This is a genomic window from Desertivirga arenae, assembly GCF_017355785.1.
Lineage (GTDB): Bacteria > Bacteroidota > Bacteroidia > Sphingobacteriales > Sphingobacteriaceae > Desertivirga > Desertivirga arenae.
The window spans coordinates 954,011-974,710 of record NZ_JAFEWE010000001.1; the positions used below are offsets into that span (position 1 = coordinate 954,011).

Genomic DNA, 20,700 nt, shown 5'->3' on the forward strand with positions numbered 1-20,700 from the left:
CAGTTATTTTAAAAAATCTACAGAAACTTTATTTTTTGCCAGGAACTCATTTTCCGTTGCAAGATCGAATGCTGTTTCTTTGAAGTTAGTCTGAACATCCTTTTTTGCACCTAAGGAAACGAGGTATTTTAAAATGGCATCGTCTTTCGACACCATAGCGGCTTTATGAAGCGCTGTTAAACCTTCACTATTTCTTGTATTAATATCGATCTTCAAACTTTCAAAACGTTTAAGCAGCGACAGGTCATTCTTTAATACCGCGAGGTGATAAAGTGTATTGCCATTCTTTTGTGCTGTTGCCAGATTTACACCCTTTTCTTCCAGCAACTTCCATTTAGCAGCAAAATCTTCTAAAGTGCGTGGCTGATAAGCCTGAAGCAAGTAGGCAGCTAAATTATCACCATTCTTGTCCACTACGTTTAAAGAAGCACCTTTGTCTATCAGATATCTTACAACAGCTTCTGAATTATTGCCTACTGCAAGGGCAAGAGCTGTTGCACCTTTATTGTTAGCCTGATTAATGTTTTTGGTTTTTGAAAGCAGTAGTGCTAGTGTAGCTGTGTCTCTGTTCATTGCAGCAGCGTTCATTAACGGAGTATTTCCTTCCGCATCTGCTTTATTTACATCCACACCTTTCGAGATAAAATATTGGATGATCTCTTTTTGATTTGGTTTACGGGCAATGTTATGAAGTACATTCTCACCTCCCTTGCCTATTGCTGCCGGTTTTATTTTAAGGCTTTCAAGGTATTGGTAAACTTCAAGCTTTGTTGCGTCCCTTCGTGAACCCTGGCTCGCCATCAACATCGCGTTTTCATTAAAGCTGACACCTCTTTTTATGAGCGCCTGCATATTTTCAATATTGCCAGAACGTGCAGCATAATTAAAGGCTGTATTGCCTGCTGCATCAGTGCTTTTTATATCCACCCCCTTTGAGATGAAATAATCGGTAAGTGCAAGACCTTTATCATTGCCAACACCGATCAATAAGGCATTAGCTCCGTCGTGATTTACATCTTTCTTGAAATCTGCACCATTTTTCTGCAAAAGATCGTACAATTTTGTATTCTGCTGACCGGTTGTAGCGGCAAACGTTAAAGGCGTATACCCGTGACTGTCCTGAACTTTTACATCTGCTCCTTTCTGAAGCAGATACTCCATTATTTCAGTATTACCTTTACTGGCAGCCCAAAAAAGATAGGTGCGCCCATCATGGGTCAGTTTCTTAACATCATTGCCTTTTTGATCTAAAAGAAACTTCACTGTTTCATTTGGAGCCTGCGAATTAATTGCCAGAACAACAGGATCCATACTCATAAAGTTTAACTGAGAGGGACTATTTCCTTTTTCAATTTCAGATTTCACCTGGCTAACGTCCGGCTTTGTTTGCCAGAAAGTTTGATCAAGGAAAACGTTTTTTTGCGCCTGAGTGGAAAGGGAGACTACTGTTGAGATAACAATAAGTAATTTCTTCATTTTTAAAGACAATGTTTACTGTACATGTAAGGCTGATTTCTGCTGCCTTAAGCTGGCGCTAAGTTAGTAAGAATTAGTCTAAATAAGGAAATTAAATAAAAAGGGATAAGGATTACCGAGGATTGTTATACCTGAGATCACACTGATAATCTTCCTTATTGGTGGGGAAGATAAATTTTAAAACAGCTACCCTCCCCCAGGATACTATCTACTTCAATGCCTCCACCAACTGCTTCTACCTGAGTTTTTACTAATTTAAGTCCGATACCCCTGCCGCTACCATAACCACGCTGAAAATTGTTATAGAACTCAAATATCTTGTTTCCGACTTTTTTAAGGTCAAGCCCTATTCCGTTATCTTGAAAAGTGATATAAACTCCCGTCCCGGCATCAAAGGCATGAATATGTATTTTAGGATTCCTGTCGGGATGCTTATACTTCAGCGCATTACTGATAAGATTATTAAAGATACTGTAAAGGTAGCTTTTCACTGTTTTGACCGTTTCTACTTCAAAAACATAGGTTAGATCTGCCTGAGTCCTGTTTAACTCGTTTTCAAGATTTTTTTTAGACTCTGCAATCAGATCAGCCAGTGACATTATCTCTACTAATTTCCCTGCAGAACTTTGATTAGCCAAAATAGTGTTCAGGTCTTTGACTACCGTATCAAGACTGGACACTTCACCGGCTATATGCTCAATCAACTCTCCATTCAGTGCTGTATCAGGATCCTCTTTATCAAATAAGGAGGCTAGTCCCAATACCTTACAGATAGGAGCGCGTAAGTGGTGAGACACGATATAAGAAAAATCAGTCAGCTCTATATTTTTCCTGATCAGATCTTCATTGATCTTTCTCTGCTTATCTTCCCGGATTTTCTTTTCCGTAATATCATCAATCACTACCAATATACCGTAGACTTCATCGTTTTGATCTTTCAGAGGTATTTTGGTCGTATCAAGCCAAAAAACTTCACCATTGCTCTGAGCATGAGTTTCAATGTAATGCATTTTTGGTTGCTTGCTCCTCATTACTTCCTGATCGTCCTTCTGGTACATCATGGCTTCTTCAGGAGTTGTTGAAAAATCAAAGTCGTTTTTACCGATCAGCGCTTTAACGTTATCCACTCCCATTAAATTAGCAAAAATGCTGTTTCCCCCCAGAAAGCAGCAATTAGCATCCTTCCAGAAAATAGCTTGAGGAATCAGATCAAGGATATGAGAAAGCATCCGCTCGTTCTTTTGAAGGGTCTCCTGAGCTGCCTTTCTTTCCGAAATATCAATCCCCATTCCCGCTATACAGTTTTTTCCGTCGATAACTAACTTCTGTCCATTAAAGTAATACATGAAACTAAGACCACCTTTAACCTTTAGTCTCGCTTCTACATCTCCCTGTCCTTCCCTGAAAACTCCAAGCATCGCTTCTCTAACAGCGCAATGATCTTCTTCTTCAATAAAGTCCAATGGAGAGAGGTCTCTTATTTCGTCGGCCGTATATCCGGTTATCCTCTCAAAATTCCGGTTCCAGCTTAAATAATGCCCGTCTTCATCAAAAAGGTAAAAGATCCCGGGAAGGCTATTGATTATATTCTCTGAAAGTTCCTTTTCTCTTATCGTTTGGAGTTCTGCTTGTTTGCGTTTGGTGATATCGTAAACCACGCCTTCTACGCGAATCATCGTCCCGGCTTCAAACACTGGAAGGGTTTTAACCTCCAGCCATCTTATACTCCCATCCGGATGAGAGATACGGTATTCTGCAACGCTTTTATTTCCGTTCTTAAGGTCCCGCATCTCCTCCTCAGTCACATGCCTATCCTCTTCAATAATCACCTCATACCATAGCTTGCTATTATTTCTGAATGCATCCAGATCGTATCCATAAATTCTAGGTAAACCTTCCGAAAGACTGAGATATTTATCAGTGATGAGGTCTCGAGAGAAAAAACCAATGTTGATGCTATTCAACACCTCTGTCATCTGCCAGTTAGATAACTCGTGCTTATTTATCTCCGAAACGTTTTTACTATCCATGCAATAAATTCAAACTTGATGTGAATACTCAAATCTTCTTTGGCGTGTGTGATCTATAAACAATTAAAAGATTAGGTTGATTGTAGTATAGATTAAAAAGGTTTGATTGTACGGTATTGTTGCAAAAATGTTTACCAGATTTGAGATCGTATCTTGCTTATAGGAAATGAAATCAAAGTAAAAAGCCTGGATCCCTTGAGAACCAAGCTTTTAAAATTATGACTTAACAGGTAAAATACCTGTGACAACGGTATAATTATATTCCTGAGCGTTCGATACCCAACTCCAGGCCTCTTAACTCGGCAAGTCCTCTTAAACGTCCGATAGCTGAATATCCAGGATTGGTTTTTTTATTCAGATCATCAAGCATCTTATGACCATGATCCGGACGGAAAGGCATCCTAAGATCTTTACGACCTGCTGCCTCACGTTTCTTTTGCTCTTTTAATAAGGCTTTCATTACGGCATACATATCTACGTCGCCGGTCAAGTGATCCGCTTCATGGAAGTTTCCTTCCTCGTCGCGTTTGGTTGCACGAAGGTGAATGAAGTGAATGCGATCACCAAGGCGTTCAATCATACCAGGAAGGTCATTATCGGCTCTAACACCAAAAGAACCTGTACAATACGTTAAGCCGTTATTCGGAGAAGGTACAGCGGCATACAGTTCATGAATATCTGCTTCTGTACTTACTACACGGGGCAAGCCAAGGATTGGGTAGGGAGGATCGTCAGGGTGAATACACATCAATACTCCAGCCTCTTCCGCAGCGGGAACAACCTCTGAAAGGAAGCTAAACAGGTTAGCTTTTAGCTCTTTAGGTCCAATTCCATTGTAGCTTTCCAGTACCTTTAAAAACTCCTCTAAAGTATAACCCTCTTCAGATCCTGGCAGACCCGCAATAATATTTCTGATCAAAAGCTTTTGATTCTCCTCCGAAAGACCATCCAGAAAAGCTTTAGCTTTCGCCTTCTGCTCGTCATTGTAGTCATTCTCAGCACCCGGGCGCTTTAAAATATATAATTCAAAGGCAGCAAAAGCAGCTGCTTCAAAGCGCAGCGCGGTAGATCCATCTTCCATACGGAAATCAAGATCCGTGCGCGTCCAGTCAAGTACCGGCATGAAATTGTAACATACGATGTCGATGCCACAGTCCCCAAGGTTCTTCAGGCTCTGTTTGTAGTTTTCGATATAAGTTTGGTAGTTACCTGTTCTTTTTTTGATATCCTCGTGTACAGGAACACTCTCTACAACAGACCAGGTTAAGCCAACCGCTTCCACCTCAGCCTTACGCTTTAAGATCTCTTCTTTTGTCCACACTTCACCATTAGGAACGTGGTGTAAAGCAGTTACCACTCCTGTTGCACCAGCCTGTTTAACATCCCAAAGGGAAACAGGATCTTTCGGGCCATACCAACGCCAGGTTTGCTCTAAGCTCATTGTATTCTATTATTTTTTTATGTGTTTCTATTAAATTAAACTCCACTAAATGCACTGAATCCGCCGTCGACAGGTACTACTACACCCGTTACAAACTCAGAGCCATCGCCACACAGCCATAACAGAGTTCCTGTCAGATCATCCGCGGTACCAAACCTTCCCATCGGAGTATGCTCGATAATCGTATTACCGCGCGCAGTTAGGCTACCATCAGCATTGGTGAGCAAGGTACGGTTTTGTTCAGTAAGGAAAAAACCTGGCGCCAGCGCGTTTACGCGAATACCCACCTTACTAAAATGTGTTGCCAGCCATTGAGTGAAGTTTGAAATAGCTGCTTTCGCTCCGCTATACGCCGGGATCTTGGTAAGTGGACGGAAAGCATTCATCGAAGAAATATTGATGATAACCGAACCGGGTTTACTTACCATATCTTTAGCAAATACCTGTGTTGGCAATAAACTTCCTATAAAATTAAGATCGAAAACAAATTTTATCCCTTCGGGGTCCAGATCAAAAAAGGTTCTGAGTCCTTCTGTTTGCGCATCTACCTCTTCAGCTATTAAATGAGTTCCTGAAGTAGTTCCTTTAGGATGATTTCCTCCTGCTCCGTTGATCAATATATCACATGCTCCTAGTTTTTCTAGTACTATTGCATGCGCATCCTTTATACTATTTACATCAAGTACGTTACACGCTACACCTATTGCAACTCCTCCGGCTGCAGAAATTTCTTGAGCTACCAGTTCAGCATTTTCTGCTTTCAGGTCCAATACAGCAACTTTTGCTCCTTCTTTAGCAAGTGCTTTTGCCATGGTGCTGCAAAGTATTCCACCACCTCCGGTGATGACAGCTACTTTGCCGTTTAGATTTGATGACATAAATAATGATTTAATGTAAATTAAGTTTATAATCCCCCTATGGAATTGAATATAATTACAAAGAAAACGGGTTAGAATCTGATAATAGATGTAAATTTTAACAGGATTATAAACTATTTTAGCATGATGATTTAGATATGTAAATGAGGGCTGAATTAAGAAAAGTTGCTTCGGGGGTCACAGAATCTTTTAGTGTACGAAGAGACCTGGTACCAGACATCAATAACCGGTGGCACTATCACAATGTTGTCGAGCTAATTTGCTTCAAAGAAGGTAGCGGAACACACTTCATTGGTGATAATGTGAGAAGGTTCAACAACAATGATGTTGTGCTGATTGGTTCCAACCTGCCACATTTTACCAAATTTGATCCTGACTACTTTTCTACCTCAAAGCCTGATATCCTCGTGGTTCACTTCAGGGAGGATTTTTGGGGGAAGACCTTCTTAAACATTCCTGAAAATGCTCCGATCAAATCAATGCTGGAACGAAGTCACAGGGGTATTCTTGTCAATGGTGAGGCGAAAAAGAAAGTAGCTGCATTAATGGAGAGAATGCTCGAAGTGGGTGTTCAGGAACGTTTGATTATACTGCTGCAGATCCTCTATCTGATCGCTGACTCGAAATCTGAGGAACAGGTCCTTTCGTCAATTGGGTTTACCACCGAATACAGTGAAAGTGAACAGGACCGTATTTCTGCCATTTATAACTACACATTAAACAATTTCCATCGCAAGATCTATCTGGAGGAAATTGCAGAAGTAGCGAAAATGACTCCCGAGTCCTTCTGCCGCTATTTCAAATCGCGCATGAAAAAAACTTTTTCAGACTTCGTATTAGAGATACGGGTTGGGCATGCCTGCAAATTGCTAATTGAGGATAGTTTGAACCTGAAGCAGATCTGCTACGAAAGTGGTTTTAATAATGGGGTTACTTTTCACCGTTACTTTAAAAGATATACGGGATTGTCTCCCGCTCAATACCAGAGAGAATTTGGGTTAGACAAGGTTAAATAGCAGAAACAAAAAAGGAGCAACCAGATATCCCGAATTGCTCCTATTGCCACTACAACCTAAATTAGATCTTTTGATATATCTCTGCTTCTATAATACTTAAGGACCCTTTTGAGTTGCCGTCAGTTCTTGCCACGCCATCGTCAAGTTTCTTTCCGCCCATTTCGGTGCCTATGTTAGAATCATCCTTTCCTGAATTTTCTGAGTTCAGGCGAACCGTTACTTTCTTCCCTTTAACAGGCTTGCATTTCGCTAAATAATAACCAAGACCTTTTTCTGTATTTCCGTCGAACACGATCTTATCATCCACCAGGATCTGAAGCGGGTATACACGGGTCCTGAAATTATTCAGCTTCAAATTCACTTCATTTACTATTGCTGCTTCTTTTAATGTATAGGTGATCCAGGCGGTATTTAATTTACCATCATTTACCCAATCGCTTAGTTCGTTATCATCATAACTAGCCACAGCTTTATCAGCGTTCGCCCCTGCAGTAACGGCGGCTATCTTCAACGTTTTACGGGAAGGAATAAAGGACGAGGTTGTTGGGGTAGGTCCTCTTCTGAATGCCGGCTGCAAGCCATCTGCAGGCATATCCAATGACAAACCGCCTTCTACGGTTACCGGTACTGATTTAAATGCCACAGATACAGTTTTTAGTCCCTCTGACTCTGCAGTCAGGCTGATCTGGCCTGCTCTGGTCGTAGAACGGATCAACACTCTATTAACACCACACTCAACAGGAAGGCTTTTAGAAAGAATATAATTATCCGGTCCCTGGGCCAGGCCTCCACGCCATTCTGCTTCTCCATCAAGCTTAAAGTTGATCATATTTAAAGCGGTAGGACAACGGTTGCCGTCTTTGTCTACTACTTCAATTTGGGCGAGAACCAGATCCGCCCCATCTGCCTTGAACCCTGTGGGATTCATCTGGGTAGTTAAACGCAGCGCTGCTGGTTCTCCTGCTGTTTTAATCTCATTTTCAGCCACAGCCTTACCCTTAGTATCGTAGGTGATCGCTTTGATAAGCCCGGATTGCCATACTATATTCTTGAAGGTGAACAAGAAATTATTACTACGACTGCCAAAACCCATGGATTTCCCATTGATAAACAGCTCAGTTTTCTCTCCTGATGCTACCACATTGATGTCCTTGACAGTTCCGGGCTTATAGTTCCAATGGCCAATAATGTGAACGCGGTACTTTTCAGGATCAACCCATCCGTCCCACATTACCTGATGAGCATAGAATCCATCTTTGGCAATCCTCAAGGCATCTACCTCACCACTTCTGCGGTAATTCTCCGCACCGCGGAAATGGGTGTTAGAATCAGAAAAAATAATGTTTACACCACCGGAACTCGCTCTTTCACCTGTTCCAGGTCTTTCTTTCCAATAATCAAACCATCGAACCACATCTTCAATCGCATGCGAGTCCTGATTGCGATTGTACTCCTTAGCCGGAGCATTGCGATAAAGAGGGCCATCACCGTCTTTGTGATAGGGAGGTGAAAACTCATCCCAATACTTTCTTAAACCCTCATCCCTCGAATATTCGGTGGCCCATAGGGGGATATCTGCACTTTTATTAATATACAACATCTCCCCTCCATACTCTGCGACCTTACTATCCAGCATCTCTCGAGACCCGATAGCTCTTCCTCCATTAGGATCGTATTTATACTTGATGGCCTTCATCTCTGCCATATGTTCTTCGCTGATCGACTCGTTACCACACTCGTAAAAAAAGATACTTGGGGAGTTCCTGTTATAGATAATAGCATCGCGCATTACTTTAACCCTTTGTTCCCACCTCGTACCTTGTACATCAGCTTCCGCATCTCCTGCCGGCATCGCCTGAATTAAACCAACCCGGTCGCATGACTCAATATCCTGTTTCCAGGGGGTGATATGCATCCATCTTACGAGGTTTGCATTACTTTCAACCATCAGTCCATTGCTATAGTCGCTTAACCAGGGAGAGACCGAAAGACCAATAGCTGGCCATTCATTACTGGTACGCTGAGCATACCCTTTCATCATCAGTACGCGGTCATTCAGGTAAACCATTCCGTTCTTGTATTCCACCTTACGGAAACCGGTTTTTACAGGAACTTCATCTACCGTGGTTCCCTTTACTTTCAACCTGGTGCTAACTGTATACAGGTAACCGTAGCCCCAGCTCCAGAAATTGAGATCAGAAAGGCGGGCACTTGCAGAAACGATTTTGGATTCCCCAGCTTTGAGCAGCGTTTCTCCGCCTTGGAAAACTTTCACAACTTTATCGTTCAGATCTTTGACTTCCACTTCGTAAGTAAACCTCTGATCTTCTGTTTTTTCATTCTTCACCTCTGCTTCTGCTACTACAGTGGCCTTCCTTCCCTTAATATCGAAGTCTTTCGCATAAATATAGGTACCGGTGCTTTGCAAAAACGAATAAAGGGGAAGTGTTTGATGCAGTTTATCAGTTATATGCAACCAGACGTTTTTCGAAATCCCTCCATAGTTGGCGTTGAAGTTCTTATCGCTCCATTGAAACTTTGTGTTCGTTGTCTTTTCCCTGTAATCCCAGGAATTGTCTATTCTGGCGGCGATCACATTCTCCTCGCCAAACTTAATTAAGCTAGTAATGTCAAAACCAAAGGCTGTTATCCCATTTTCATGGAGACCAATAGGCTTGCCATTCAAATAGAATTCTCCTGCCTGACGCACACCTTCAAACTCTATAAATACCTTCTTTCCAGCGGCATCTTTAGGAATGATAAAATGCTTTCTATACCAGGCAATCCCGGTAGGATGCTGATCTATCGCCACTTTAAAAGCCGCGTCTTCGTTCCATGCATGAGGAAGGGTTACAGATTTCCAATTCTCATCATTGAAGTCAGCGGCTTCTGCCCCTTGTATATCTCCAACCATCAATTTCCATGATGGATTGAAATTGTATTTAAGTCTGGCTGTTTGAGCGAAAAGCCCTGCAAATACAAGCGTATTTATCAGAAGGCAAATTGCTCTTTTAAAAATCTTAGGTTGGAGAATGTATTTCTGCATTTTAATTCTGGTGTATCTTATCTTAAATCCTCTGTTGGTTAGCAAATGTTGGTTCGTTACTAAGCAGCCTCTTCTTTGCAAAGGCAAACTGGTTTATAATTGCCGGGATAAAATTAGGCCATGGCTACAACACTAAATAAGTAATACCAGTCCAAAAAACCATTCAAACTGATCCATTTTTAGAGTTTGTCACCAGGATGTTGCAGATCTGTCTGAAGCCCCGGATTCGATCCGGGACTAACTATGTGAGTTGTATGATGGAGATTTTATTCCTTCCAGCCTTTAGGTTTTGCAGGTGTACAATTTTTAAACTTTACATCATCTTCGGTAATTCCGGTCATCTTAACCTCCAGTTCTTTTCCTAACCCATCGAATCTGACATTATCGAAAAGTATATTTTTTGTATCAAGAAGGGATATAACGGGATTTTTTGTTGCTATAGTAGCATTCCTTACCGTAAATCCATCTACATCGGCCGCCTTAAACAAGTCATCCGCCTTAACAGTTACATTTTCAATAAGCACGTTTTTTAAAGGACTTTCAGGGATACTGGTAACAGAAACAAATTGAGTAGATTTTTCTATCAGAATATCCCGTGCAACAATATTTCTGAAGACTGGTGTAAGTGAGTTTACTGTTCTGACTGGAAGCCGGTTAGCCAGCTCACCAACGTATAACGTGCCACCAAGCATATCCCATCTGAATGCTGCACCTGTTAAGTTCATCCTTAATCTTTCGTAGTAAAGGTTTTCGCCCCCACCTCCGCGTGGTCGGCGGGTTTTGAAGCGAATACCAATCCCTGTATTATCAAAAACACAATCGTGCATGTATAGGTCGCGGATCATGCCAGCAGTCTCACTACCTACCGTTATCCCGCCGTGTCCCTCCCTGGCCAAACAATAACGTACGACAATATTTTCGGAAGGCTTGTTCACTCGGATCCCGTCTTCTCCCCTGCCTGCTTTAATCGTAAAGCAATCATCACCACAGCTCAGTGTGCTGTATTCAATTAATACGTTTTTAGAAGATTCAATATCTATCCCATCTCCCCGGGGAACACCAACTGAATTAACCGTAATTCCGCGGATAATAACTCCATCACAGTACACCGGAACAATATTCCAAAAAGCAGTATTCTCGAGAGAAATACCCTCAATCAGCACGTTTTTACAATTCGTTGGAGATATAAACATCGGAGGAAGGATCTCAGCCCCATTGTAACCTTCGAACACTCTCTCAGACACGGGGGTAGCAGCATCGATAAACTTTTCGATCACATCACTCTTCATGATCTGCTTACGTACAGATCCCCCTTTGGCTGGCCCTATTAAACGGCCCTTGCCTGTAATAGCTATGTTTTCCTGGTTATTGGCATAAATACAAGCGCCAAGCGACATCACTTCAACACCTTCATTCCTGGTAAAAACCGCTGGACGGTAATCCTCTACTTCACCACTAAAATAGAGTTCAGCACCATCCTCAAAATGCAGATTAACATTGCTTTTTAAACTAATCCTTCCGGTGTTCCATTTTCCTTCAGGAATAGTAACGGTTCCACCGCCCCGGCTATTTACCTCATCAATGCTTGCCTGTATCTCTTTGGTTACTTTTGCTCCTTGCTTTGCTCCTCTTTCGGTGATCCTTAAAGACAGGGCTGGAAACATTGGTCTCTTCAGCTGAGGCATGTTAAAGGGAGCCTTTATGGGTTCAATATTCTCCGGGAGGTTCAGAGCTCCCACCTGTTCAACTGATGGAATTTCAGAAGTGGATTTCTGAGGCATATTGCTTCTTGTGGATGAACAAGAAATAAAGGTTGCAGCAGAAAGGATGAAAACAAAAGCTTGCCTGACGGCAGAGAGCTTAACCCTATGTTTATTGAGCATTGTATAAGAAAATTTTATTCTGTTAAAAAATGGTTCAAAAGCCTGTTATTCAGAAAGCCCTGGATCAAGGCCAAATCAAAAATGCTGCTGAATACGCCGGGCAAACCTACAGCTTATTAAAGAGAAATAAGATGAGATATGTATCACAAAGCAGTTACAAAGGAATACAAGAAGAAATGACGGTCTATAAAATTAAAAAGCAGCCTCAAGGGATGAGGCTGCTTAACATGAGGGTATTCTTTCGATCGAAAACGAACTGTTACAAATTTTCCTTGATCTTGTTAATCACTTCGGTATACTCGCTCTCTGAAAGATATACTTTTTCATCAGGCTGCATGTCGAAGGTACTTCCCCACTTCGGTGCATTCTCATATTTAGGTACGATGTGAAAGTGAATATGAGGCATTTTATCACCATAAGCCCCATAGTTGATCTTTCCCGGGCTAAAAGCCGTTTTTACAGCCTTTGCTACTCTTGCAACATCTTTGGTGAACAATATCATTTCTTCCTCGCTCAATTCAAAGATCTCGTTCTTATGTTCCTTTTTGTAAGCTACTACACAGCGGCCTTTATAGGTCTGCTCTTTAAAAAGATACAGGATCGAAGCATCTAATTCAGCAACTTCTATCATCAGATCAGAAAGACGCTGATCTTTTGCGCAATACATGCACTCGGTATTTGTCGACATACTAAATTTGAATATTTATTGGTTATTGCGGCAATATCTGAGTTTTAATTTATACTGAATATGTCTATTATCAAATTTCTGGAATTAACCGGCATTAATATCAATCGCTTTAATTTAGCCAGAGTATAGGATGACGTACCGGAAGGTTTCTTAATACCTCCTCGACCTGTGGGTTATGGTCCAGGTCTTTCCAGGTATTGAACCAGGCTTTTTGCTTATAGGCCTTTGCTCCAAGTATCAGGAAAGGTTGGGCAACAGGCCAATTCTCCCAATACATCACATCCCAGGCAAAGGGCCAGTGCTTCTTATTCTTAACGTAGGGATACAGGAACTCAATACCTTTCTTTATGCTTCGACCATCGCTTAACTTGTAATTGAACAGGTTCTCGGTCTTATCTGAAAGGATCATACAGGTCACAACCATTGCATCAAGATTGAATATGGAGTAGCCATAAGGCTTGGTGCGCTTAAGCTCTAAAGGGAAACTGCCATCCAGGGCCATTTGCCCTGGTAGTAAGGTGTTCTTGTATCGATCTCTACAAATAGAGAGGATGCTTTTGTTATCAGTGAACCTTGCAAAAGCAGCAACCTGCATTACCCAACAGGTCCCATGATTGTTCGTAGCATTCATTTCGTCCTTTCCGTAAGGATGAGTTGTTAACCAGGTAATGTATAGACCGAACCAATTCTTAATTTTAGCAACAGTATTCTTTTCCATCGCCTTTGCCAGTTCCATTACCATGATCCCCTTTACCACTTCAATAAGATGGATCGTATCGATAATGCCTATACCCCGACCGGTAAACCGTCCTTTAATTGCCTGTGCATAAAGGAGATTGGGGTTCATTAAAGTACCCTCATCTACAAACCAGGCTTTCAGATGCATCAACGCGTGACGCACATATTTTTCGTCCCCCGTTATTTTGTAGGCTGATGCTAATGCTCCTATAATGCGACTGAAGCGAATCATGGCCTGACGATGCGCAACAAAGTTTTCAGGATTAGTGAGGCCGTCCTTTTGAATATAAGGACCGGATGGATTTTTAGGGTCTGGCCACCAATAGTCGCCCTCTGAATAAAAATCGTGTTTGCCTCCGGCACTTCTTGGAGATGAAGCCGCAGTAACAGTTACAGGTTGTTGCTGCAACGCCCAGGCCGCTTCTTCCAAAATTTGCCTCCGTAACACTTTAATGGCTTTTCCTTGAAAGCTGGCAAAACACTGAGCTACGATAAATAACTGTAAGATAATGATCCTTAGGACTCTCATGCTTAACCTTACTTCTTCTTGCTCCTTAATAAGGCCTCCAGATAGTAATAATCTGCGTAGGTCAAAGGAACATCAATTTCGCTTTTTGCCGGACGGTGCCCGGTACTGTGTATCAGAATAAAGCCTCCATTCTGATTTTTAGGAGAATGGTAGTTTTTGCTTAAAGAGGAAAGAATAGCATTAGCCTTTGCCCTGTATGTTTTATCATTTGCATAGCCCGACAGTTCATATAAGGCAGAAGCTGTAATTGCTGCAGCACTGGCATCGCGACTGGTATTAGGTATTTCAGGATCATTGTAGTCCCAATAAGGAACGAGATCTTTAGGCATTGAAGGATTATTCAGGATAAATGAAGCAATATGTTTAGCCTGTTCAAGATACCTTTTATCCTTAGTTTCCCGGTAGCAGAGCGTATATCCGTAAAGGCCCCAAGCTTGTCCCCTTGCCCAGGCTGATTCATCAGCATATCCCTGATGAGTCATTTTTTTATTCACCCCGCCGGTTTGTGGATTGTAATCTATTACATGATACGAGCTATAGTCCGGTCGAAAGTGGTTCTTCATCGTTGTATTAGCATGTGTAACAGCTATCTTATAAAAAGAAGAATCTCCTGAAAACTTAGTTGCATCAAATAACAATTCAAGGTTCATCATATTGTCAATTATAACAGGGTACTGCCAGATATCCTGATGGTGATCCCAGGAGCGGATAACCCCCGTTTGAGGGTTAAAACGAGAGGAAAGGGATTTTGCTGCCTGAATAATTATCGGCTTATATCTCTCATCTTTTGTTAAACGGTAAGCGTTGCCAACGCTGCAGTAGATCATAAAACCCAGATCATGGGTACCTTTATTGAACTGCTCTTTCTCTATATTTGCAGTAAATCTTTTAGCTTCATCAAGCCATTTCGGGCTTTTGGTATAGTCATACAGGTACCATAGAATTCCGGGAAAGAACCCGCTTGTCCAATCCTTTGACACTACAAGTTTTAATTTTGCGTCTTCGAAAGTGCGGGGGGATACCTGTCCCGGTTTAGCTTCGGCTTTAGGTATTTCCCGAAGCATATAGCTGGTCTGACTTTGGGCGAAATCAAATTCTTTCTTCACATTTACCTTCTGGGCATAAAGCGTATTTAAGCCAGCGATAAGCGCAGTTAAAAGCAGTGTACGTTTCATATTGGTTTTCGTTTGAGTATGTGTTCTGATATTTTTTTTTACGCAGCTGGCGTTTAATCTCCAAGTTTTAAGAAAGCTGTTCCGATGCCATCTATCGATGCACTTACAATACTGTTTCCCTTACCCGTATTTACCTTAATAATAGCGCGGCCATTGTATAGCTGTACAACCCTTGCCCCCGTTGAGGTTCCTTGATTATCGATCAGCTTACCATCCCCTGCAAGTCCGAACTTTACAACATTCGCTGCGTCCAGGCATTGTACCCCCGCAGCATCAAACAGTTTTACCTCCACGGTGATAGTTCCGTCCCTTTCATCTATTTTTTGAACTTCGAGTTTTGCTGGTGCTGTCCACTTCCTTGTTTCATAATTGAAGCTGATCGTATCCGAAACTACGGTCCTTCCCTTTGTTGCCGCCACCCTGATCGTATTTTTACCGGCCTGCAGTGGTAGGTTCCATCGTAATCCGGCAGCAGGGAAATCCTGACTGTTTCTGGTTTTAATGCCATAGCTTTTATCGTTCAGAAAAAGCTCGGCTTTCTCACAATTGGAGTATACCTTAACCATTTTAGATTGGCCTGCACCGCCCCACCTTACCGGCCAGCTGTGGCCATAGATATGCACCATGGGCTCGGTGGTCCAATAGGATTGAAAGACATAATAGGCTTCTTTTTTTGTAAGATCTCTTTCCACCACACCTTTCTGATTTACGTATGGAACAGGATTATCTGGTCGAACAGGGGTTGAGAAATCCTTAAAGGTCCAAAAAGCAGAGCCGATTAACCATGGCATGGTCTCCTGCTCCTTAAGATGCCAATCCATCAAATTACATATATACGATTCGCTCCAGTCGCCGTCTTTAGAAACACGGGCTGAACCTCCAAAAAGGGAAGCATCTCCGGCCCGTTCGTCTGCACCGTCACCTTCCTTCACCTGAATCAAGGCATTGTCGGGGTTTTCCGAATGACGGCGGGCATGGCTGTCGCCTCCCCACTCTGCATGAAAAAAATGTTTTACCCTCTGGTTCTCCTCCTCTGACACCTTTTTGTATTCGGTGTAGATTCCACGATACCAGCCTGCCCAAATTGAAGGAGAATAAACATCAACAATATCTTTGCAAAAATCACATCGACGTATGGCAGTTTTTCGTGTTGGATCAAGACGATGAGACAGATTGTTCAGCTCTTTCATAAAAGTACGGATCTGCTGCTGATCGAATGCAGGAAAGTCCCCTGGCCAATCGTTCTCATTCCCCAATCCCCAGATGATAACGGAAGGATGGTTGTAATGCTGCTCGATCATATTGGTAAGCATCCTTTTTGCCTGTGTTTGATAAACCTCTCCGCCTAAACCTCCACGGCACCAGGGTATTTCTTCCCATACCAGTATCCCAAGACTATCACATAGGTTGAGTACTATGCGAGACTGTTGATAATGCCCCAGGCGAATGAAATTTGCTCCCATCTGCTTGATCAGCAGCATTTCATTCCTAATTTGATCTTCAGTCATCGCTGCAGCTACGCCTGCATGATCTTCATGGCGGTGAGTTCCCCTGAGAAGTAATCTTTTTCCATTCAGAATAAATGGTCCCTTATCCTGAAACTCAAATTTGCGAAAACCAACCTTCTCCACCTGCTTAAAACTTCCTTCCGGACTGATCACCGAAGCTTCTATTGAATATAGGAGTGGCTTGTCAGGTTGCCATTTATCAGGATTCTTAATCTTTAATGTGCCTAACGTTAAATCTCCATTCAAAGACGTTAAAGGACTTTTTATAGTACCGATCTCTTTACCTTTCGGATCCTTGAGCTTAAGAACAAGGTTCCCCTTAACCAGATGATGAGGATTGTAGAATCGGCCCCTTACCTGAATTGTCCCAGTATTTAGATCATTACTTAGCACTGCTTCTGCAAATAATTTGTCGAAACTTAAAGCCGGCACATAAACAAGATTGAGATACCGGTAAATTCCCCCATAGATATTAAAGTCACTCAGGCTGGAAGGGATCATTTCAGCATCCCGGGAGTTATCACAACGAATGGAAACAGGTACCATTCCTTTAAACTGCTTCGTAAAAGCCTCAGTTCTTTTGAATGCTTCTACTGCTTCCGTAATATCAGTAGTCCATTCGTCATATCCACCTGTGTGCTCTGCAACTTTAGTAGTATAAACGTATACCGAGGTCTTCTGCCCGGCTCCTTCAAAATGTAGTAACGTACGGCCTTGATGATAAGGATTATCCACGCGGAGACTGGTCTTATACCAACCCGGGCCCTGATAATAGTTAAGTTCCGGATCCACTCCATCCTGTGCATTAAAGCAATGTGGCAAAGTAACATCTGTCCATAGGGGAACACTCTCTGAACTTCCCTTTGCTACTGGTCTGACTGCTTCCCATACGCTTCCCAGATCCTGTCGAAGGTACTGCCAGCCACTATTTATCCGTTTGGTTTGCTGGCTATAGCTATAGAGGGAGGTAACTACAAGGCTAAAAAGTAAAATATAAAATCTTCTCACGATTGATTCTGGTGCTGTTTTTTGCTTGTTTAATTAATTCTAGTTACCTGCAGGGCATTTAAAACAGGTTGTCCTACAATAGCATTGAAAGAGATCTCTATTCCTTTGCCATGTTCAGCTACTACTTTTAAGCTTTCATAACCTGCTCTTAGCGGCCCATAACGTTTGGAGATGTCGAAGTTTTGGAAAACAGGAATCTTATTGACAGAAATATTAAAAACCCGGTTCTCTGCCTTATTTTTTTGAACCGAGTTATCCAGATTATAAGCAAGAGCTTCCTTAGCTTCTGAGGTAGTAAGTTCTGCAAAATGAAGGGTGAGTGAATACTCTCCGTCTGCCAGATCCAGCTTATATTTTTGTATCCCGGTAACCTGAGTTTGATAAACAGGGTCATTAGGAGTTTCTTTAATATCACGATCAGTACCGTAACTTTGACGGGCATTTCCAAGTTTAAAAGGTTTGCCACCTATATAGCCCCATGAGCCCGCCTTATACTGATTAGAGGGTATCCATACCTGCCCTTTATCGTCCTCAAAAGAGCGTTTTGCCCCTAAAAGCAGGTTCAGGTGATTGATCTTATCGGGAGATTGCACATCGTAGTCTATTACCGCAACGTCACGGTATTCCTTACCATTAATCAAGGTCCTCGCCTCAATTTGGTTTTGTCCGTCTGTAAAAGGAACAAGCCAGGTGAAGCGTCCATTAAGTGGCTTTTTATGACCTAATGATCTCCCTGAATGAAAGAGTTCCACTTCAGAGGAATTTGAAAAAACATCTAGTTCCTGAGTACTGGTTACTGATGCCGAATCTTGTTCCCCGCTTCTCTTTCTCCAATCTGAAATACTTAGATAAGGTGTCTTCAGGAGTTGCGACTGATAAAAGCGATATAAATCTTTAGGCACACGGTCCAGGGTAAGTAAACCTTTATTATTAATATGCGGCATAGTTTCCTCTCTTGTTTCAGAGTTGAAGTCGGCCAGGTTCCATATCATACCGGCAGCAACAAAGGGCCTTTCCATCATCGCTTTGAGGTAAATATCATGAAAATTCAATGAATACTGGATACTCTTATCAAAGCGTTCAGGGTTTGAAGCCCGGATCCGGGGATCAGCATCTGCTCCATATTCGGTGATCATGGTTGGCTTTTCGGGGAACTCTTTGTGATAACGATCTAAAAATTCTCCAAAATTGGCTGGTGATCCCGAATACCATCCCTGATACAGATTCCATCCTACCACTTGAGGAATATCAATAAGGCCTGCTTGCTTATAGCGGTTAAAGTCGCCGTGATGAGCAATCATGGTATACCGGGAAGGATCTTCTGCCCTTGTAAGACTATCAAGCGATTGCGCCAATCTGGTAATATTATTGAAATAGGTCTTTTGACGTTCTGCCTGACCTATAAATTTAGGCCGAAGCATAATTTCATTCATATAGCCCCAAAGAACTACGGAAGGGTGGTTATAATTTTGCCTGATCATCTCCACTTGCATATTTCTGCAGTTCTGAGAAAATTCTTCTGTCTCAGTAATTGCATTGACTACCGGAATTTCTACCGAGGTAAGGATACCCAACATGTCACAAGCATTAAGCACAGCTTGATCCTGAGGGTAATGAGCTACACGCAAAAAATTGCCGCCCATATCTTTTAATAGCTTTACATCCCTATAGTTAAAGTTTTCAGGGATAGCGTTGGCCATACCCTTGAAATCCTGATGCCGGCTTGCCCCGATAAGTTTATAGGGTTTTCCATTTAGATGGAAGCCTGTAGCGCCGTCGAACCTAAACCACCTAACTCCTAAAGGATTTACCACCTGGTCCAAAATATCACCTGATTTAGCATCCTTTATTTGAGATACCACCCGGTACAAATAAGGATTTTCCGGACTCCATAAAGAAGGACTTAGAATATTATCTAAGGCTTGCTTAACATCTTTGTGTTCCCCGGATCTTAAAGAAAGCGATGTTGCACTTTCTTTAATAACTTTTCCCGAAGCATCCAGAATTATATTTTTATAAATGAACTTCTGAACTTTGGAAGACTGGTTTTCAATAACACCTTTTACAAGTACATATGCCTTCTTTTCAGACACAGAAGGAGTTGAAACGAAAACACTGCTTGTTCCTTTAGAATGCTGAAAGTGTACCTGGTTATTGATGATGAGGTTAACATTACGGTATATCCCGCCGAAAAAAGTAAAATCCGCTGAAAGTGGTGGAATATTATCGTTATGACTATTATCTACCTTCACAAGAAGCGTATTGGAAGCTCCCTCTTGGAAATTTAGAAAATTGTCTGCAGGAACAATGAACGCGGTATACCCACCGGTATGAGTGGCCGCTTGTTTACCATTTATATATACATGGCTAACCTGATTAGCTCCTTCAAATTGAAGGAAAATTTTCTTCCCTTTCAGTGACTTGTCTATTGTAAGTTCCTTCTTATACCAACAAGCTGCCCTGTAGTAATCCGGGGTATCATCAACTACATCTTCAGTATTCCAACTATGCGGAAGATTTATCCTCTCCCATTTGGTCTCAGGATCAACTTTATCTACCACTACCCTATCCTTGGTAAAATACCATCCTTGACTGAGGTTCAGCACCAACCTTCCCTGTTGCGCGAAGGCTGGACCAACAACACTAATCGTGATGATAAATACCAGGATTTGAACATACCTGGCCCTTGACATTATTCCTCTAAATTCAAATTGATTTAAAACACGCTCTAAGTTCATTTCCCTTTTTATTCATCTTACAAACCATCCTAATTACGATGTTGCCATACGGTACTTTGAGCACTTGCCTAATCCATTACCATGGCTATTGTCTATAACTGGTTTTGTAAAGTTAGTGTAGAATATCTATACCAAACAAGAGAAAAATCACTTAAAATATTGAAAATCAAAAGATTAAAACAAAAACAATACGCTTAAATCGCCTGAATATAAATCGTTATCCGGCTGATAGAGATGCCCTAAAATAGGATTCGGCCAGGGATCAATTTATTTTCCGATACGTTTTACACACAATTAAAAAAAATAAGAACCTCAGTTGGCTGTGATGTACATAGAAGTCGTCATAACGGCATCCGAATAGATGGCTAAAAATTATTTTATTTTTTTTCATTGCTTTTTATGCGTATCACCTAGATCTGCCTTAAGGAAAAGAGCAGTCTGTTTATCAGACAATTACAAGATTATAAAATTGTTAAGCAAGCGCATCAAATACATTTTAAGTGTTTGATTTACAGATATTTATGTATTTTATAATTCAATTATTGC

General features: G+C 41.7%; 12 protein-coding genes. 1 reads left to right on the forward strand and 11 read right to left on the reverse strand.

The window, feature by feature from the left end; genetic code table 11:
- Positions 1-3: 3 nt before the first annotated feature.
- The 4 genes from J4N24_RS03790 to J4N24_RS03805 all read right to left on the reverse strand — a co-directional run bounded on the left by J4N24_RS03790 (position 4) and on the right by J4N24_RS03805 (position 5,825).
- A complete protein-coding gene (locus J4N24_RS03790) occupies positions 4-1,476 on the reverse strand; it encodes an ankyrin repeat domain-containing protein (RefSeq protein ID WP_207532289.1) in 1,473 nt (490 codons plus the stop codon).
- A gap of 155 nt (positions 1,477-1,631) precedes the next feature.
- Entirely contained in the window at positions 1,632-3,506 is a 1,875-nt protein-coding gene (locus J4N24_RS03795) for a PAS domain-containing sensor histidine kinase (protein ID WP_207532290.1), read from the reverse strand.
- 256 nt (positions 3,507-3,762) lie between these two features.
- A complete protein-coding gene (gene uxuA, locus J4N24_RS03800; protein WP_207532291.1) occupies positions 3,763-4,947 on the reverse strand; it encodes a mannonate dehydratase in 1,185 nt (394 codons plus the stop codon).
- A gap of 35 nt (positions 4,948-4,982) precedes the next feature.
- Positions 4,983-5,825 carry an SDR family oxidoreductase gene (locus J4N24_RS03805; protein WP_207532292.1) on the reverse strand — a complete coding sequence of 281 codons (843 nt, stop codon included), beginning with the start codon at positions 5,823-5,825 and terminating at the stop codon, positions 4,983-4,985.
- 143 nt (positions 5,826-5,968) lie between these two features.
- On the opposite strand from J4N24_RS03805, the gene J4N24_RS03810 reads away from it, so the two are divergent.
- A complete protein-coding gene (locus J4N24_RS03810) occupies positions 5,969-6,841 on the forward strand; it encodes an AraC family transcriptional regulator (RefSeq protein ID WP_207532293.1) in 873 nt (290 codons plus the stop codon).
- A 61-nt stretch (positions 6,842-6,902) separates the two neighbouring features.
- On the opposite strand, the gene J4N24_RS03815 is transcribed toward J4N24_RS03810, so the two are convergent.
- The 7 genes from J4N24_RS03815 to J4N24_RS03845 form a co-directional block, all read right to left on the reverse strand.
- Positions 6,903-9,887: a glycoside hydrolase family 2 protein gene (locus J4N24_RS03815; RefSeq protein ID WP_207532294.1), complete on the reverse strand. Its 2,985-nt coding sequence runs from the start codon at positions 9,885-9,887 to the stop codon at positions 6,903-6,905.
- A 266-nt stretch (positions 9,888-10,153) separates the two neighbouring features.
- Positions 10,154-11,770, reverse strand: a complete 1,617-nt coding sequence (locus J4N24_RS03820; protein WP_207532295.1) for a glycoside hydrolase family 28 protein — start codon at positions 11,768-11,770, stop codon at positions 10,154-10,156.
- 259 nt (positions 11,771-12,029) lie between these two features.
- Positions 12,030-12,458, reverse strand: a complete 429-nt coding sequence (locus J4N24_RS03825) for an HIT family protein (protein WP_207532296.1) — start codon at positions 12,456-12,458, stop codon at positions 12,030-12,032.
- A 109-nt stretch (positions 12,459-12,567) separates the two neighbouring features.
- Complete coding sequence (locus tag J4N24_RS03830) at positions 12,568-13,725, reverse strand: alginate lyase family protein (protein ID WP_207532297.1); 1,158 nt, start codon at positions 13,723-13,725, stop codon at positions 12,568-12,570.
- Between the two features lie 8 nt (positions 13,726-13,733).
- Entirely contained in the window at positions 13,734-14,900 is a 1,167-nt protein-coding gene (locus J4N24_RS03835) for a glycoside hydrolase family 88 protein (protein WP_207532298.1), read from the reverse strand.
- 53 nt (positions 14,901-14,953) lie between these two features.
- Entirely contained in the window at positions 14,954-17,416 is a 2,463-nt protein-coding gene (locus J4N24_RS03840; RefSeq protein ID WP_207532299.1) for a glycoside hydrolase family 2 TIM barrel-domain containing protein, read from the reverse strand.
- 29 nt (positions 17,417-17,445) lie between these two features.
- A complete protein-coding gene (locus J4N24_RS03845; RefSeq protein WP_242691488.1) occupies positions 17,446-20,154 on the reverse strand; it encodes a glycoside hydrolase family 2 TIM barrel-domain containing protein in 2,709 nt (902 codons plus the stop codon).
- Between the last annotated feature and the right edge of the window lie 546 nt (positions 20,155-20,700).

Coding starts and splice junctions, on each gene's coding strand:
- uxuA (WP_207532291.1), bottom strand. CDS start 4,947: ATGAGCTTAGAGCAAACCTGGCGTTGGTATGGCCCGAAAGATCCTGTT.
- J4N24_RS03815 (WP_207532294.1), bottom strand. CDS start 9,887: ATGCAGAAATACATTCTCCAACCTAAGATTTTTAAAAGAGCAATTTGC.
- J4N24_RS03845 (WP_242691488.1), bottom strand. CDS start 20,154: ATGAACTTAGAGCGTGTTTTAAATCAATTTGAATTTAGAGGAATAATG.
- J4N24_RS03810 (WP_207532293.1), top strand. CDS start 5,969: ATGAGGGCTGAATTAAGAAAAGTTGCTTCGGGGGTCACAGAATCTTTT.
- J4N24_RS03835 (WP_207532298.1), bottom strand. CDS start 14,900: ATGAAACGTACACTGCTTTTAACTGCGCTTATCGCTGGCTTAAATACG.
- J4N24_RS03820 (WP_207532295.1), bottom strand. CDS start 11,770: ATGCTCAATAAACATAGGGTTAAGCTCTCTGCCGTCAGGCAAGCTTTT.
- J4N24_RS03795 (WP_207532290.1), bottom strand. CDS start 3,506: ATGGATAGTAAAAACGTTTCGGAGATAAATAAGCACGAGTTATCTAAC.
- J4N24_RS03830 (WP_207532297.1), bottom strand. CDS start 13,725: ATGAGAGTCCTAAGGATCATTATCTTACAGTTATTTATCGTAGCTCAG.
- J4N24_RS03790 (WP_207532289.1), bottom strand. CDS start 1,476: ATGAAGAAATTACTTATTGTTATCTCAACAGTAGTCTCCCTTTCCACT.
- J4N24_RS03825 (WP_207532296.1), bottom strand. CDS start 12,458: ATGTCGACAAATACCGAGTGCATGTATTGCGCAAAAGATCAGCGTCTT.
- J4N24_RS03805 (WP_207532292.1), bottom strand. CDS start 5,825: ATGTCATCAAATCTAAACGGCAAAGTAGCTGTCATCACCGGAGGTGGT.